This is a genomic window from Paenibacillus sp. SJS-P3, from assembly GCF_056711585.1.
Genome location: NZ_CM160043.1, coordinates 2380653 through 2397304 on the forward strand (window position 1 = coordinate 2380653; position 16652 = coordinate 2397304).

General features: G+C 54.6%; 17 protein-coding genes. All 17 read left to right on the forward strand.

Annotation, left to right across the window (positions count from 1 at the left end):
• Positions 1–26 precede the first annotated feature (26 nt).
• Entirely contained in the window at positions 27–929 is a 903-nt protein-coding gene (locus AC06G8_RS10940; RefSeq protein WP_480285285.1) for a helix-turn-helix domain-containing protein, read from the forward strand.
• A gap of 468 nt (positions 930–1397) precedes the next feature.
• Entirely contained in the window at positions 1398–1958 is a 561-nt protein-coding gene (locus tag AC06G8_RS10945; RefSeq protein WP_480285286.1) for a GNAT family N-acetyltransferase, read from the forward strand.
• Positions 1959–2062: 104 nt separating this feature from the next.
• Positions 2063–3658: an amidohydrolase gene (locus tag AC06G8_RS10950; RefSeq protein WP_480285287.1), complete on the forward strand. Its 1596-nt coding sequence runs from the start codon at positions 2063–2065 to the stop codon at positions 3656–3658.
• A gap of 28 nt (positions 3659–3686) precedes the next feature.
• Positions 3687–3887: a hypothetical protein gene (locus AC06G8_RS10955; protein ID WP_447664739.1), complete on the forward strand. Its 201-nt coding sequence runs from the start codon at positions 3687–3689 to the stop codon at positions 3885–3887.
• A 22-nt stretch (positions 3888–3909) separates the two neighbouring features.
• Positions 3910–4896 (forward strand): aldo/keto reductase, encoded by a 987-nt coding sequence (locus AC06G8_RS10960; RefSeq protein WP_447664740.1) that lies wholly within the window; start codon positions 3910–3912, stop codon positions 4894–4896.
• Between the two features lie 43 nt (positions 4897–4939).
• The gene (locus tag AC06G8_RS10965; protein ID WP_447664741.1) at positions 4940–5509 is read left to right on the forward strand and encodes a DUF1003 domain-containing protein; all 570 of its coding nucleotides are present in this window, start codon (positions 4940–4942) and stop codon (positions 5507–5509) included.
• A 470-nt stretch (positions 5510–5979) separates the two neighbouring features.
• Positions 5980–7392 (forward strand): right-handed parallel beta-helix repeat-containing protein, encoded by a 1413-nt coding sequence (locus tag AC06G8_RS10970; RefSeq protein WP_480285288.1) that lies wholly within the window; start codon positions 5980–5982, stop codon positions 7390–7392.
• A complete protein-coding gene (locus tag AC06G8_RS10975) occupies positions 7389–7958 on the forward strand; it encodes a nitrous oxide reductase accessory protein NosL (RefSeq protein ID WP_480285289.1) in 570 nt (189 codons plus the stop codon). The genes AC06G8_RS10970 and AC06G8_RS10975 overlap by 4 nt, the downstream gene beginning before the upstream one ends.
• Positions 7959–7961: 3 nt before the next feature.
• Positions 7962–8780, forward strand: coding sequence for an ABC transporter permease (locus AC06G8_RS10980; RefSeq protein ID WP_480285290.1), 819 nt, complete (start codon positions 7962–7964; stop codon positions 8778–8780).
• A complete protein-coding gene (locus AC06G8_RS10985; RefSeq protein WP_480285291.1) occupies positions 8773–9495 on the forward strand; it encodes an ABC transporter ATP-binding protein in 723 nt (240 codons plus the stop codon). The genes AC06G8_RS10980 and AC06G8_RS10985 overlap by 8 nt, the downstream gene beginning before the upstream one ends.
• A 51-nt stretch (positions 9496–9546) precedes the next feature.
• The gene (locus AC06G8_RS10990; protein WP_480285292.1) at positions 9547–10056 is read left to right on the forward strand and encodes a TlpA family protein disulfide reductase; all 510 of its coding nucleotides are present in this window, start codon (positions 9547–9549) and stop codon (positions 10054–10056) included.
• A gap of 351 nt (positions 10057–10407) precedes the next feature.
• Complete coding sequence (gene map / locus AC06G8_RS10995; RefSeq protein WP_447664747.1) at positions 10408–11154, forward strand: type I methionyl aminopeptidase; 747 nt, start codon at positions 10408–10410, stop codon at positions 11152–11154.
• A gap of 174 nt (positions 11155–11328) precedes the next feature.
• Positions 11329–11577 carry a hypothetical protein gene (locus tag AC06G8_RS11000; RefSeq protein ID WP_480285492.1) on the forward strand — a complete coding sequence of 83 codons (249 nt, stop codon included), beginning with the start codon at positions 11329–11331 and terminating at the stop codon, positions 11575–11577.
• Entirely contained in the window at positions 11534–11638 is a 105-nt protein-coding gene (locus AC06G8_RS11005) for a sigma factor-like helix-turn-helix DNA-binding protein (protein WP_447664748.1), read from the forward strand. Before AC06G8_RS11000 ends, AC06G8_RS11005 begins: the two co-directional genes overlap by 44 nt.
• A gap of 289 nt (positions 11639–11927) precedes the next feature.
• Complete coding sequence (locus tag AC06G8_RS11010) at positions 11928–12422, forward strand: hypothetical protein (RefSeq protein WP_480285293.1); 495 nt, start codon at positions 11928–11930, stop codon at positions 12420–12422.
• Positions 12423–12512: 90 nt separating this feature from the next.
• Positions 12513–14732 carry a hypothetical protein gene (locus AC06G8_RS11015; protein ID WP_480285294.1) on the forward strand — a complete coding sequence of 740 codons (2220 nt, stop codon included), beginning with the start codon at positions 12513–12515 and terminating at the stop codon, positions 14730–14732.
• A gap of 35 nt (positions 14733–14767) precedes the next feature.
• Positions 14768–16645, forward strand: a complete 1878-nt coding sequence (locus AC06G8_RS11020; protein WP_480285295.1) for a hypothetical protein — start codon at positions 14768–14770, stop codon at positions 16643–16645.
• The last annotated feature ends 7 nt before the right edge of the window (positions 16646–16652 follow it).

Here is a 16652-nt window from a genome sequence, read left to right on the forward strand (position 1 = left end):
ATGTTGTGCAGGTGAAGCCGATGGAGATGAACCGGGAACATTGGGAGAACAACCCTCTGGACCGCAGCTATCCTTTCAAACTGTTTTTCAACGCTTCCGGAAAAACGAAGCCCGGCCAATGCGTCCTGTTCCTGCACTGGCATGAACATTTCGAGTTCATCCTGATGCGGCGGGGACGGGCTGTATTCCATATCGGCAGCCAGGTGTGCGAGGCGGAGCCGGGAACGCTGCTTATCGTGCAGGCAGGCGATCTGCATACGGGATTCAGCCGCAGCTCGGAGCAAGTGGAGTATGTCTCCATCGTGTTCAACGGGGCGCTGTTCAGCGATTGGGCCAAGGAAGAGGACTATGACGCGTTGCTGAGTCCCTATCTGGAAGGAAGGGCTTCCTTGCCTGCCTACCCGGGCCAATGCGGAGAAGAAGCGTCTCGCCTGATCGACAAGGCTGTCGGGGAATGCGGGACCGGGTCCTCCGCTTCCGGACGGATGATCGCCAAAACCTATCTGTTCCTTGCCTTTGCATTGCTGGCTCGGACTCATCTGCCTCCGGGACAGGCGGGTCGGGCAAGGGAAACCGGATTCCAGCAGGAACGGTTCAAGGAATTGATCCGGCGCGTGGAAGGCAGCGGCGGAGCGCCGATGGGAATCAGGGAAGCGGCCAGTATGGTGAGCGTGAGCCCGCATCATTTCTGCAAGCTGTTCAAGAGGCTGACCGGAAGGACGTTCACCGATTTCGTGAACCGCTGCCGGATGCAGGAAGCAGCCAAGCTGCTCTTGGAAACCGGCTTGTCCGTCACCGAGATCGCAGAACGCGTCGGCTGCAGCAATCCCAATTATTTCACGAGGCTGTTCAAGCAATATGTCGGCATGACGCCGTCGCAAGCGAGGAATAGAGCCTTTCCTGACATGACGCAAGGAAACGGCGGATAGGTAGAGACATCCAGCGGGATCTATAGGGTGCGGCGCCTTGGGCATGGAGCAGCGGCTTGGAGCTGGAATGGGATACACAGGGCCGAATGCTGTACGCTCTGTTTTGCCTGGCTGCCCGGGAGCCGAATCAGGAGTCATTCAGCGGCAGCATTGGTTGGAAAAGGTCCTCAGCTGTCTCCCGCTGCGGCGGAGCTGCTAAGCGAGCAGGCATTGGCATTTGTATACTGTTTGGAACAAACGTTCGGACATAGGCGATGCCAACTTCTCCAAGCAAGAGAATGTACTACTACGGGGATTGATGCCTCGTATCACTTTCGGCCAGGGCGCCTGCCAAGGCGTCCTTTGTCTATGTTCCGGTCCGGAAGGATGGTGAAAAACGGGTTTAACCGATTCCGGTTCTGGACAGGCCGCACGGACGCTGGTAATCTCTTGGAATAATGCGTTCAATAGAAAAGGGGAACAGCCATCATGAAACCTGTCCGATTTCTGGAAGGAGAATCCGTCTATCTGAGACCTGTGGAAGCCTGGGATGCCGACTGGTATTACGCCGGCCTGTACGAGTCCGAGACGCGGATGCTCACCGGCACGCAGAAGCACTATACGAGGGAACAAATCGCGGATTATCTCCACGGCAAGGAGAAGGATGCCTCTTCCGTCCTTCTGCTGATCGCTCTCCGGGATACGGATGAGCTGATCGGAGACATCGCGATCCAGGACATCGACCGCAACAACCGCAATGCGGGCATACGGATCGCGCTGAACGACAAGTCCCATCAGGGCAAAGGCTACGGAAGCGAGGCTATGCGGCTCATGCTGGATTACGGATTCGGCATCCTCAATCTGCATCGCATCGAGCTGAATGTATTCGCGTTCAACGACAGGGCGGCGCATGTGTACGAGAAGCTCGGCTTCAAGCGCGAAGGCGTGCAGCGCGAGGCGCTGTATTATGATCATGCCTATCATGACTCCATTCTGATGGCCATTCTCGAGGACGAATACAGGCAGCTGCATCTGAAGAAATCGCCATAAGCCTCGGAGCATTAGGCACAAGACCGTCACGCGCGTGGCGGTTTTTTGTCTTTCACGGCTGCGGCGATTTGGTATAATGAAGGAAAAATCGGGGAGGGGTCGCCATGTCTGCCGTCTTATTCGTACGTGGCAATCTGTTCATGACCGAATCGGCCGCGGCCGATTCGGTCTACGTCGAGAATGGCATCATCCGCGCGATTGGAACTGCTTCCGAGCTGGAGCTGCAGCTCAGCGGGCGTCCTTATGCGAAAGTCGATTGGAACGGGGCGCAGGTGCTGCCCGGATTGGTCGACGCCCATATGCATCTCGGGATGCATGGCATGAAGCTCGGCATGCTGGACTTTACCGAAGCGGCATCGAGGGAAGAGATGCTGGCCATGATCTCCGAGCGGGCCGCCTCCACGCCGGACGGCGAATGGATTCTCGGACTGAACTGGAACGAGAACAATTTCCCGGACGGAACGGCGCCGCATCGGACCGAGCTGGATGCAATCACGGAGCGGCATCCCGTCTATCTCACTCGGACCTGCTTCCATGCGTTTCTCGGCAATTCGGAAGCGTTCCGTAGAGCCGGCGTTGCGGCGGACACTCCCGATACGGAATCGGGCGCCTTCGGCAGAGATGCCGGCGGACAATTGAATGGCTGGATCTATGAGAATGCATCCGCTCCTTTCGCCGCCGTCCAGCCTGTGCCGGATTACGAATTCCTGAAGAGCTCGATGAGGCGGGCCAGCGAGGACGCGCTCCGTCTCGGACTGACGGCCGCCCACACCGAGGATCTCCGGCTGCTCGGCAGCGTGGAAGCGATGCTGCGCATCCAGAGCGAGCTGCGGGAGGAAGGGCTGGCTTTCCGAACCCATCAGCTGATGTTCCACGGCTTCCTGGACGAGATCAAGGAGCTCGGGATGCGGGCAGGCAGCGGCAGCGACTGGCTGCGGATCGGAGCGGTGAAGCTGTTCGCCGACGGGGCGGTCGGCGGCCGCACGGCGCTGCTCAAGGAGCCTTATCACGACGCGCCCGCCTCGCTTGGATTGGCGATGCATACAGCGGAGGAGCTGGCAGGGATTGTCGGCAAGGCGCGGCAGCTGGGATATCCGATCGCCTTCCACGCGATCGGGGACGGAGCCGCCGAGATGATGGCGGATGTGCTGGAGGCCCATCCGCTGGCCGCGGACGCCAAGCTCCCGGACCGCTTCATCCACGCCCAGATCGTGCAGCCGGCTACGGTGGAGCGCATGAAGAGGATGAATCTGGCCGTCGATCTGCAGCCGCGGTTCGTGCCGAGCGATTTCCCCTGGGTCATGGACCGGGTCGGCCCGGAGCGGACAAGCTATCTGTATGCCTGGAAGAAATGGCTGCAGACGGGATTGCCCTGCTCCGGAGGCAGCGATGCGCCGATCGAGCCGCTGAATCCGTTCCTCGGCATTCATGCGGCGGCAACGAGGCGCAAGCCCGGCGAGCGGCATGAAGGCTACTTGCCGGAGGAGAAGCTGAGCATCTCGCAGTCCATCGGGCTGTTCACGCACGGCAGCGCTGCCGCTGCGGGGGAGGCCGACAGGAGAGGCTCGATCGGGATCGGCAAGCATGCCGACTTCACCGTCGTCGACCGCCGGATCCATGACGGCATGGATCCCGACGAGCTGCTCCATGCCAAGGCGCTCATGACGGTCGTCAACGGCATCGTCGCTTATCAAGCCTGACATTAAATAAGTCGATAAGGAGATTGTCATGTTCAGTTATATTCTCGTAGGGGCCGTCATACTGGCGGCGATCGGCGCTACATTGGCGGTTGGCTTTTCCAAGGAAAATCGAAATGGAAACCCTGCTTACGACCGTGCGCATGGAAAAAAATGGGCAAGGCTCAGCATGCTGTATGCGGTGACGGCCGTGCTCAGCGTCGTCGCTCTGATCTGGTTCGTGTTCAACTAATCATCGGAGGAGGAATGGAATCATGGACTATACGTACTTGGGAAGATCGGGACTGGAGGTTTCTCGCTTCTGCCTCGGCACGATGACTTACGGCAGCTGGGATATGGATGAAAAAAGCTCTCTCGCGGTCATTGACCAGGTGCTGGATTCCGGAATCAATTTCCTGGATACAGCCGATACCTACGGCAAGGGCACGTCGGAGGAGATCATCGGCAAAGCCTTGAAGGGACGCCGGGACAAGGTCGTTGTCGCGACCAAGTTCAAGGTGAGGACCGAGGAAGGTCCCAATGGAGAAGGAGCGAGCCGCTACCGGATCATGAAGCAGGTGGAGCAAAGCCTGAAAAGGCTCGGCACCGACTACATCGATCTATATCAGGTCCATCGTCCGGATCCCCATACTCCGCTGGATGAAACGTTGAGGGCGCTGGATGATCTGGTCAAGCAGGGCAAGGTCCGTTATATCGGCTGCTCCAACTTCGAGGGCTGGCGGATCGTGGAGTCGCTCTGGACCAGCGACAGGATGAACCTGGAACGGTTCGTCTCGAATCAGCCTTCCTACAGCCTGCTGGACAGGACGATCGAGCAGGAGATCCTGCCCGCTTCGGAGAGGCATGGATTGGCTACAATCGTTTATTCGCCCCTGTCCGGCGGCTGGCTGTCGGGCAAATACAGGCAGAATCAGCCGCTTCCCGCCGATTCCCGCGGCGAGCGCTTGAACCTGGCCGAGCCGAGGAACCAAAAGAAGCTTGAAATCGTCGAGCAGCTGGCCGCTCTTGCGGAAGAAAAAGGGGTCAGGCTGAGCCAGCTGTCCCTGTCCTGGCTGCTGCAGCGGAAAAACGTCATTCCCGTCATCGGCGTCAAAAACCGCGAGCAGCTCGAGGAGAACCTGGGCGCTCTGGCCGTTCAATGGACGGGCGAAGAGCTGGATGCCATCGATGTGATCGTGCCGGGTCCTTACCGGGATTATTCCCGCGACGGAAGCTTCTGGATTTCTTCCCTGTCTCTATAGATTCCTTGCGGCGATGACAAAGAGCGGAGCGGAGAGATGAGCGATGGCGAATACAAAGAAGGATATGGATGCTGCAGGCGAAGAGGTTGAACAGGAGGCCGAGCTTGCACGGGACGAGCTGAGCCGGTATTCGTCCAGGCTGAACGGACTCGTAGCCGAGTTCGAACAGCGGATCCATTCCAAGGTGAACGAGGAGTACGATAAAAATACCCGCTGGCCGGACAAGCTTGCGGACCGGATCGCCCAGTTCGGCGGCAGCTGGCGGTTCATCGTCATCTTTTTTGCCGTGCTGGCCCTATGGATCGTGATCAACAGCCTGGCGCTGACGAAGGCGATCCGCTTCGACGGACCGCCATTCATCCTGCTCAACCTTGTGCTGTCGTTCCTGGCGGGCTTTCAAGCTCCGATCATCATGATGAGCCAGAATCGCCAAGCGGCCCGCGACAAGCGCGAGAGCATGATCGATTATGCGATCAATTACAAGGCCGAGCTGGAAATCGACGATATGCAAGGGCATCTGCATCGCCTCGAGGCGGACTTTGCAAGCTTCCGCAGCGAAACGAAGAGAGATCTGGAAGAGATCAAAGCTCTGCTGCGGTCAAACGGCGCCTAAGGGAAAGCCGATTGATTGGGCGAGCGGAGAAGTTAAAGGCTTGATCGATATTTGATGTAATATATCATTAATGATATTAATTGTTTGCCTCCGATTGTTGACCTAGGTTGTTAATGTCCTTAATAAAAGATACAAAATAAAAAGAGAGCGCCGATCCGGCGCTCTCTTTTTGTTTGCTTGCGGGCAGTAGGTTGAGCTCGTCAGCAGTCCTGTCAGCGTTTGCTGCATGTTCACGCCGTTTCGAGTCAGGGATGAACGGCTTGCTTTCCGGTTTTAGTCCATCCCGGCAGCGGCATTCCGATCCTCTTGTATTCGGTTCTTCCGCCAAGCAAGCATGGATATCGGAATAAAAATACCGGTCTGACACGGTCTGAGACGGCCTGTCACGGGATCGTCAATGCTCATAGCCCGAAAGGGTTATGTGCAAAGTCCCCGTTTCTTTTATGATGGTCGATGGGGAGAAACGGGCTTTGTACAGAGGGGGGAGTTTCCTGGCCATCCATACTGACCATCATTACCGATTAGGAAGGCTCGCCAGGCGAGCAGCCATCCTAGCCGTATGCAAGGCATGCATACTGGGAGCATGGGGCCATACCGATCCGGCTGCGGCTTCCTCGGCAGAGATTGGAGCGGCTTCGCTCCAAAAAATGCTGGATGCAGCCAAGCCGGGAGAAGCCGTAACACTGCCGCCTGGACAGTACGCGGAAGCGATCGTCATCTCGAAACGGCTGGTCGTGCAAGCCGAAGGCGTGACCTTGACCGGGTCGGGCGGGGATGCTCCTGTCGTGAAGCTTGCAGCGGAAGGAGCGGAGCTGCACGGAATGGCAGTGGAAAAAGAGGCTGCAGGCGAAGCTCCGGCCGTTCTGATATCCGCCGACAGAGTCATTGTAGATGGGCTTAGGATCAAGTCGCGCTCCTACGGCATCCAGCTCCGAAAATCCGACGGTTCAACCATTCGAAGCTCGATCGTCGCACCGACGGATGATCTCAAGGGGAAATCGGCTCGCCAGACCGACAAGCGCAATGGAATCGATCTTTTTCAGTCCAACGGCAATGTCATTCAGGAAAATCGGGTGACCGACATGTTCGATGGAATCTACATGGAAAGCAGCCATGACAATACCGTCCTGAGCAACGAGATCGACCATTCGCGATACGGCATTCATTGCATGTATACCAACGGTACGATCATGAGAGGGAACAGCGGCGAATACAACGTCACCGGCATCATGGCCATGATCGTCAAGGGAGCCGAGGTGACCGGCAACGTCTTTACTCGGCAGAAAGGCAGCGTCAACTCGCAGGGCATGCTGTTCTTCGATGTGCAGAATAGCCGGATCACAGGCAACGAGCTGACGGGAAACCGTGTCGGACTCTACATCGAGATGTCCCGGAACAACGTATGGGAAGACAATGACGTATCGTACAACTTCGTCGGCATCCAGCTGCTGGACTCCCAGAGCAACCGGCTCGAGAGCAATCGCTTCGTCTCGAATGTCATCGAAACGCAGGCGGACGGGAGCAAGGACAACGAGCTGCTCCATAATTATTGGGATGCCTTTCAAGGACTGGATCCCAGCGGCGACGGGATCAGCGATATCCCGTATGCGATGAATCCTTTTTTTCAAAGGCTGACGAAAGGAATACCGGCTTATCAGATTTTTTTCCAGTCTCCGGGCATGAAGTTTCTGGAAAGTCTCTTCACTGCGGATGCAGAGCAATGGACTCAGGATCGCGAGCCCAGGATGGAGCCTTCATTGCCATCAATCGCTTCATCCGTTAGGCGGACGGATCCATGGAGAGTGGAGACGGGAATTGCGGGAGCGGCTCTGCTCGTCGCGGCTCTGATGATCATTACATTGATGGGGGTCAAAAAATCATGAAAAAAATCACGCTCATGCTGTTCGTATCCTTATTCACCATCTTGCTGGCTGCCGGTTGCGGCAAGCAAACCTATGAGCCGGTACCGATCGACGAGACGGTGGACAAATGCGCTATTTGCAACATGCAGATAAAAGACGACGCTTTCGCCACTCAACTGACGACAACCGAAGGCAAGACATTCAAATTCGACGATATCGGCTGCATGAACGAGTGGAAGGAGAAAAACGCCGAAGCTGAAATCGGCGGCGAATTCGTCCGTGATTACAACGACAAAGAATGGATCCCTTACGACAAGGCCGCTTATGTGTACAATGCCGATTTCAAATCGCCGATGGCATACGGGGTCTACAGCTTCAAGGACAAAGCTTCAGCGGAAGCTTTTACGAAGGAACAAGGAAAAGGCCAGCTCATGACAGCCGCCGACCTGGCTTCGCATGAGTGGACGCAAAACAAAACTCAGATGGGCATGGATATGGGAGAAGGACATTCTCATGACGAGGGCGGGGAGATGGATATGGGAACCAATTCGGGAGACAACGCGAACATGGGCTCCGATTCCCACTAAGCGATGAATATGCTGCATATCGCGCGCAGGGAAATCAAGCTCGGCTTCCGCAACCCTTGGGCCTACTCGTTTCTGGCGCTGTTCACCCTGTTCACCCTCGTTCTGCTGCTGATTCATGCCAGCAGCTCGATATCGGGCTACACAAGCACGACGGGCTCCATGTTAAGCTTGATTTTGTATCTGCTGCCTCTCATGACGCTGCTGATCGGTTCCTTTTCCCTGACGGCGGAAAAAGAGGAAGGGAGCTGGCAGCTGCTGTCCACCTACCCTCTGCGGACATGGTCGCTCATTCTCGGCAAATATGCCGGGCTCGCCATTGTGCTGATGACGGTCGCCGCCTTCGCTTACGGCGTGAGCGGAGTGGCCGGAGCGCTGGCAGGAGGAGGCTTCCAGCTTCAGACCTTGCTGCTGTTCCTGGTGTTCTCCGTCCTCCTGATTCTGCTCTTTCTGGCCGTCGCGCTGCTGATCGGGACTGCGGCACGCAACCGCTGGCAGGCGCTCACTTACGGGGTCGCTTTCTGGTTTTTCACCGTCATCGGCTGGCCGGCGCTGCTGATCGCGGGACTTGGGTTTGTTCCCTATCTGTGGATCAAGCCGGCGCTGATTTTCCTGACGTTTCTCAATCCGGCCGAGCTGGTGCGGTTATTCGTCGTGGTGAAGCTGGGCGGCGGTTCTATCCTCGGTCCCGATTATTACAAATGGGTGGACGTCATGAGCGAGCCGCGGGGAACCATCCTTTTTGCAGCCGTATGCCTGCTCTGGATCGCGGCGGCGTCCGGAGTCTCAGCCTGGGCTTGGGAAAGGGGGCGTTCCCGTGGATGAACCTGTTCTTCGAGTCGAGGGAGCCGGCAAAACGATCAAAGGCCAGACGATCCTTCGTCCTGTATCCTTGTCTTTGCAGAGAGGTGACGTTTATGCCCTTTGCGGCGGCAACGGAGCGGGCAAAAGCACGCTGCTGCGCATGGTGATGGGCATCCTTCAGCCGACGACAGGGCGGATTGAAGTGAACGGCCTCAGCTGGAAGGATAACCGCCGGTCCTACGCCGGGCAGTTGGGCTATATGCCGGACGACTACTCCTTTGCCAGAGGGCTGACAGCTTGGGAAACGTTGAGCTTCTGGGCTTCGCTGAGGGGACTGTCCCGCGGGAGGACCGAGGAGGTCCTGGAAGAAGTCGGCTTGACGGGAGTAAGGAACAAGCAGGTCACCTCTTTTTCCAAAGGCATGCGCCAACGGCTGCTGTTCGCTCAGGCGCTGCTTTCACGGCCGTCCTTGCTCGTGCTGGATGAACCGACCAACGGCCTGGATCCTTACTGGATGGATGCTTTTGTGGAGCTGGTGAAGAGGGCCGGCGAGGATGGCCATGCCGTGATATACTCGACTCATCAGCTGCCCGTCGCCGAAGCTTCCGCGAATTACGTCTTGTTCCTTCAGGAAGGATCGGCCGTCAAGCAAGGCGCTGTTTCATTCTTTTTGGAGGAATACGGTCCAGGCGGGCTGCATGCGGCCTTCAGCGATACGCGCCCTGTATCCGGATAAGGAGGAATTATGAAAAGAGGCCGCATCATTTCTTTGCGAAGGCCAAAGGTCATGCTGACTTTGCTTCTTCTCGCCGCTGCTCTCCTTGTGACCGTCGCCACTATCGTCGACAACCGGCCGCAAGGGACGGACGCTTCGATCAAAGAAGGCTCGGCAGCTCCGGATATCGGGGTCAAGTCTCTGACCGGGGACAGCATCCGTTTATCCGACTATCGCGGCCGGGCGGTGCTGATCCACTTTTGGGCCAGCTGGTGCGTTCCTTGCGTCAAGGAGCTGCCTTTGATCAGCGAAGCAGCCCGCTCGGCTCTGGCTGGAAACACGACGGCCGTGCTAGCCGTCAATGTGGGGGAAAGCCGCGGAACGATCCATGAATTCATGGATGCCAATCATATCGACATGCCCGTATTCGTGGATATAACGGGAGAAGCGGTCAGCGCCTTTCGGGCAAAGGCGCTTCCGACTTCCATTCTTATCTCTCCGGAAGGGAAGATCGCCCGCATCGTCCAAGGCCAATTCCAAAGTGTCGGGGACATCGAGAAATCCCTAGCAGAGGCATTATGAATAACGAAAAATCCGCTTCGATCGAAGCGGGTTTTTCGTTTATCTTTTCATCGTGCTCGTTTGACATGAAAATGTTCCGCTTCCTCCGGAACCGGCAAGCTCGAATGCAGGCGAGGTCCAGATCAACTCCGTAGCGTTCAACGGCCGAAGAATCAATTTGAGCCTTGGGGAGGTCGGGGCTCCGGTAAGAACGGGCACGGACATGCATGCGCCGGAGCATTCGTCCTGATTGCGAACATCGCTTGCGCGAGCCCAGGAGCCGTAGTTGAGTTCCAGAAGGAAAACGAGGCTCTTTTTCGTGTATACTGAAATTAATCGAGAAAAATATATTGCAAACCGGAGGTTTAAAACTTGTCTATCGAATCAGAACACGATCTAATCGCTTTGCAGAGGATCGGCCGTATCGTCGCAATGGCCCGTGAGGAGATGCTGTCCTCTGTCGGGGCGGGAGTCACTACGGCAGAGCTCGACCGTATCGGCAAAAGGGTGCTGGATGAGCATGGAGCCGTCTCCGCGCCTGGTATCACCTACGGATTTCCGGGAACAACCTGTATCTCCGTGAATGAGGTTGTTGCGCATGGCATTCCAGGTCCTCGGGTACTGGAGGAAGGTGACGTCGTTAATATTGATGTGTCGGCGGAGCTGGGCGGATATTTTGCTGACACCGGGGCAACGATTGTGGTAGGAACCAGTTCGCTGCACAAGGAAAAGCTGTGTCAAAGCTCGCTTCGCGCGCTGCATCAGGGGCTCCAGAGGGCCAGGGCGGGTGCGAAGATCAGCAGCATCGGACGGGCGATTCACAACGAAGCCCGCAAGGACGGCTTTACCGTCATCCGCAATTTGTCCGGGCACGGCATTGGCCGCGAATTGCATGAGATGCCGGATAGCATTCTGAATTACTATGATCCGCGAGACAGCAGGCTGCTTACGAACGGACTGGTGCTTGCGGTGGAAACCTTTGTATCGGACGGAGCGGAGTTTGCAGATGAGAGCGCTGACGGGTGGGGCCTGCTGTTGCCGGACCATCACTACGCCGCCCAGTTTGAGCACACGATTGTCATTACCAAAGGTAAGCCGCTCATTTTAACAGCGGTGTAATGTAGCCTCGGATCTAAGAATATGAAAAAATCCAAGGCCATTACGGATGTAATGCATGGATGTGCGGCAGAGTTGCCATGGATGAACACGTTACTTTCGGACACAAAATAGAATTGAAACAAGATCACAATTTGACGATCCCTAGAACGGATTATGTCGTAAAGATGCTAAATTATGAGGAAGTACAACACGCAGATCGAATCCTGGGGACCTTTTGCCGAAGGCCGGAAGGACTTCTTTCTCAATCCAGTCTTGAAAGCGATCGGAGACCGGTATAACAAATCAATCGCACAGGTAGCTTTGCGGTTCCTGATTCAGCAAGCCGTCATGGTGATTCCCAAAACAAACCAGAGGGAAAAGAGAGCAGGCTGCAGCTATCTTGCGATCGATACTAGAAAGGGAACCGGATTTAAAACAGGGTGAAATTGCTAAAATGATGGGTCTTACTCAGGGGAGAATTTCGCAGTTAAGAAAATACATATAGGCAGAGGAAACCAGCGTAGGTATGGTGCATTACTAAAAACGAACAGGTCTTATCAGCGGACCATACTCTTTCATGTGATTCAGTCAATATACGTATAAGTCAATAATATTTTACTTAAATTCCACTTGACGGATATTCGTTTACTCTGCATAATAAATTTTAGAATATTTTAACAACTATGAGCCGCCAGTTCTTATGGGATGTACCACATCGCATTCCATGCTTCTGGCGGCTTTGTCATGTTCGGTCAGCGTTCCGCAAATCGATAATGTGAGAGGAGCCAAGTAAAATGACAACGAATTATGAACCAAGCATGAGCTTTGGATTCAACATCACGATCGGGCTCGGCAAGGACAACAAGGAAGTTAACATTACGGCGCAAGATCTGAACCATGTGAAAGAGAAAGGCTTGCATTTCCAACTGCCGACCGACACAGAGGTGGATCTCGGCAGTTTGAGCGACTTGATCACTTGGCTGAACGACAAGATAGGCGGAGTTGAAACCATTCCTACAGAGGCAGGTCCAGAATGGCCGGACACGATCAAAGAAATTTTTAACGGCATACTCAATACCAACGTTAAAGTAACCAGCCTCTCCATCGATCAGGACAAGCAGGATGCCGACGGCGATTACCCGCCGATGAAGCTGAACATGGCTCTAACCGGCACCGTATTGGATCCGGATACACATGAGCCGAAGCCGATTCCGATTATTGGAGACCTTTTCAGCGTATTAGGCGGAGGCATTTCCGTGAATCGTACATACACAACAACAACTACATAATCACAAAGCAAAGCAAAGGGCGATTTTCGACAATATCTGTTGGGAGTCCGCCCTTTCTTTTTATCTTCAGCCTTGTTAGGGGATAGAATAATGGATTACAATACGACGACGCAAGGCACGTTATATTTGTTATCCTTGATGGAATTCGACTTAGACTCAGGTTCTCCGGTCCTCCTTTACGGCGACATGGAAGTGAGTACGGGAAAGGAGCTTATCTTTACTGTACCAAGTAGAATACCCTGTGAACCGTCTACGCTCCATTCGGAATCCATAACAACGTCCGTTGACAATCCGTTGGGCATGACCGGCGTACGCTTGAAAGAGTTCAAAGTAAGCGCAAGGATTTATAAGCTTAACGGCAGCGTGACGGCAGATACGACGTTCAAGGCAACGGCTACATTCCCAAGCCTTGAGGCATTTACCTTGTCCGGTCTTATTGTGTTTGAAGCGTCTTCTCCGAGATTGGTCCGGGTCGAGTTATCCGCCGATCCGCAGTTGACTTTAACCGACTTCATTACTAAAGTGATTGGCGGTTCATGGGACTGGGCAGATGAAGTAACGAATCAATTCGCTTTTAAAAGAGGAGCTTTGTACGCTCTAAAACCTCCTCCCGATGCACACGATAATTATACCTATTCGTATAAAGACCCCGAGAACCCGTCCCAAACTATCAAGCTTAATCCCGGTTACTATGCCGAAGCGTTTCTGACTATTTTCGGAAACTATGACTTTGCCGTCTCTCTCGGTGTCAAAGAGAAGACGTTCAAGCTGACGGCCCGAAGCCTGCAGCCGTTCGATTTCGATTTTTTCGTGCTTAAGGATGCCGTTCTTGAGATATGCTCAACGGCGGGAGACAAATATTTCAAACTGGACACCAACGTCGTCATTATGAACACCCCGATAGCTAGAGTCAGCGCCAGCTACGATTTGTCCCAAAGCGCGTTTGTCGGCAGCGTCAGAGTTCCTTTGCACTACGTCGAATTGCCTACCGGAAATGGAAGCAGCAGCCAGGAAGTTACGCTGGACATAGAGTTTACATGGACTCGGGGAACCGACTCAAACAGCGGATTCCACATTTCGAAGCTGAACGGGCTGCCGTCCAACACCGTGGACTGGATCAAGGATTACTTGTCTGTTCTCAACAGTGGAGACAACTGCCGGAAAATCGAATCGGATTGGCTCGACGGGTTGACGGAAACTTCGTTGAAGCCCGAACTGAACGGCAGCCCGAGAAAAAACGACAGCGGACTGATGGAAATTCCGCTCAAGCTTAACTATACGATTAAAGCCGGCGGTTCCAAAATTGCAAACAATGAAATCACTTTCACAGTCATGTTCGCCATCCCTGCCAGCGTGCATGATTTGCCGAACGCATTATGGACCTCTTTGGTTTCCAGCTCACAGTCCGTCATCGGCGAAATGCTGCAGCAGGAAGATACATATAAGGCCATTGCCGAATATGCCGCGCTGAAGGGTGGCGCCAGTGCCGTCGCCCGCTTCATCTGCCGCGCCTTGGCGAAAGGGCTCGAGAAGCTAGCCAAGGCGCTGGCCGAAGCGGCTAAGAATTTGGTGAAGGGAACGCTCGCCGAATTGGCCGAATTGGCTGCGGCACTAGCTGCCGTAGCTTTGCTTGGGATTCCGGCATTAATCAGCGGGCTGGCAGACTTGTTTGAAGAGCTGTGGGATTGGCTGACGGGGAAAGACGAAGAGAAGGAGCGTCAAGCCAACGAACAGCTCGATGCGGCAAGGCAAAAAATTCAGGACGCTATCGACAAAGTGATGGCCGTTATTCGTCAGGTCAAATCGAATGTTCAGGTCCAAGGCTTAATCGTAGGCATTGCACCAAACGGCGACTATTACGCTGAATGGAAGATGGGTGGGGAGCCCGGCGGGGAGGCTGTGATCCAGTATAATTTCCAGCTGCTTCAAGGTGAAATCGGTTCCCAATCGCCGATCTGGGACGGGACCACAATAAAAGTGTGTAACAAGTTAAGGTACGACGTGCCTTTCGATAGCATCCCCCGGTATGAAAAGTACGGCATGAACGCATCTGTGAATGCTGTTGTCAAGAACCTTACGTTTATATATCCGGACACCGTTGCAGGCATTAAAGTTGCCATCGACCAATTGGCGGGCATCGATAACGACAAAGCCAAGGAATATGCCGACGATCTTCGCTGCCAGCTCGAGCAGTTAAAGTCTTACAACACGAACGGAGTAATAACGGATACGGTCTACGCCAAGGCGGCAATCCCGGATTATATGACCATCGGGCAAAGCCGGATTGGCCAAAACACCCGAATCCCTTAGCACGACTCACGATAAGCGAAAAAGGATGATGAACAATGGCCATAACGACCGTTCCGACGATCATTAAAGAACGGTATTATTCAAACCAGCTTTTGGGCGTCGAGGATTTTGAAAGAGAACGGGATTATCACGTATCGGAGCGTGAGCTGCTCGCCGTCTCCTTATGGGAAGCCGGTATACTGTATGGTTTGGCCGTGAGCGCGGTTGTGAACGACAACACCGGTGCGGTCAACATCTCCACCGGTGTTGCGCTAAATGCGGCAGGTAAGCTGATATCATTATCCAACAGGGCATCTTTTGCGGGTCAAGAAGTTACCGTGCAGTCCAATGTCGTTACGATTCACGCGGGGGCGACCGACTTTGCGGGGAAAACTTGGATTTTGTCTATTGAACCGAATGAAGAGCCGATCCCACTGACGGATAATCAGCTCCAAAGCGTTCCCTTGTTAAGTTTGACGGAAGAAGGCAGCAGCTTGACACCCGGTCAAATTCCTCTTGCAAGGCTAACCGTTCACGCTGTCAACGAGTCCGCTCCCGCAGCCTATACGTTAGACATCGACACTTCGGTACATAAGCAAGTAACGTTGCAAGACGGGCGGCTTGGTGCCCTCCATGCCGGGATGATTCAGTCGGGGCAGCTTGATATCGCCCGGATTCCGAAATTAAGCGCGGATCAGATTGATTCCGGGCAATTTGCAGTTGAACGGCTGCCCGGCTTGGACGCGGACCGAATCGTGTCCGGCACGCTTAGTCCGGACCGAATCCCTACGCTTCCGGCGGACAAAATAAGAGGCTTAAACGGATCCGAGCTTACAACATACTGGGCGCAGAGCGTCGCTGTTTTGCCTCACGGAAGCGGTCTTAAAGCTTACCCTCTAGCTGCTGGCAAAGAGGAGGGAACCGTGATCGGGCTGCTACGTACCATGACGGACAAAGGCAATGTTTATTACTCAATGGGCATCGGCTTTCCGCAAACGCTGGTATCGTTTGTATCCAACGAGCTGATGTTCTCCGGGCTCGAATGCAACGTGTACTTGGATCGTCTACAATACAATCTTGCTGCGGAAGGCGGGACGGCCGAAGAGACTGTGACCGGCTTATCCTTTACCGGTGTGAGCGAGGCGTTCCAATTTTCCCTGCTGACGCCGGAATCCGAACTGCCTCCCGAACACCGAAACAAAATCATCGGCTTGGTCACTTACGGAACGCAGCGGTATCAAGGCTCAGCAACCGCTCCTTTAGGCATTGGAGAAATCGTCGCCAACATCCGTGACGCCGTGTCGCCGTTTCAGTATTGGGCTGTCGCCAACCCGTCTTTTTCACTTCCGACGGTGGAAACGTTGGCACAGCAGCTTAAAAACAACGGCTTGATCGCCCCTGATGCGGCTCCGATATTGGTAAGCCAAAAGCCTTTGCTTCATGCCAATGCGCTTTTGCTAATTGAACTGTTGGTGAAGGTGTTCCCCGAATCTGCCGCACAGCCCGCCCAAGTGGCTTGGTCGCTGAGCGCGGCACGCATTTCCGCTGCTCACGCGAGCGCGGCGCTGGGTGTATTTTATAAAGGCAAAATCAGCATGCAGGATTTTATTACGCTCACAATCGGCTCCTTTCCGGCGCCATCGGTAAAACAAGTCGTTCTGCAGCTTCAGCAGCAAGGCAAAACGGCTCAAGAGGCGGTCGCGACGATTAAAGAAAGCGATTCGCAGTTCGACACTCAACCTGTGCAGTTAGGCATCCTGCTGCGAGTCTACTTTACGGACAGCTCCAATACGCCTTTGCTGATGGCGCAAACGTTCTTTAACGCAGGGTACAAGGACAAAGAGGCATTGTCGGCAGCGCTGGCCACATTGTTCCCGCAGTCGGCCCCAAATGACATTCGGAACGCCATCGATTCGGCATTCAACAAATCGTAAACATGAG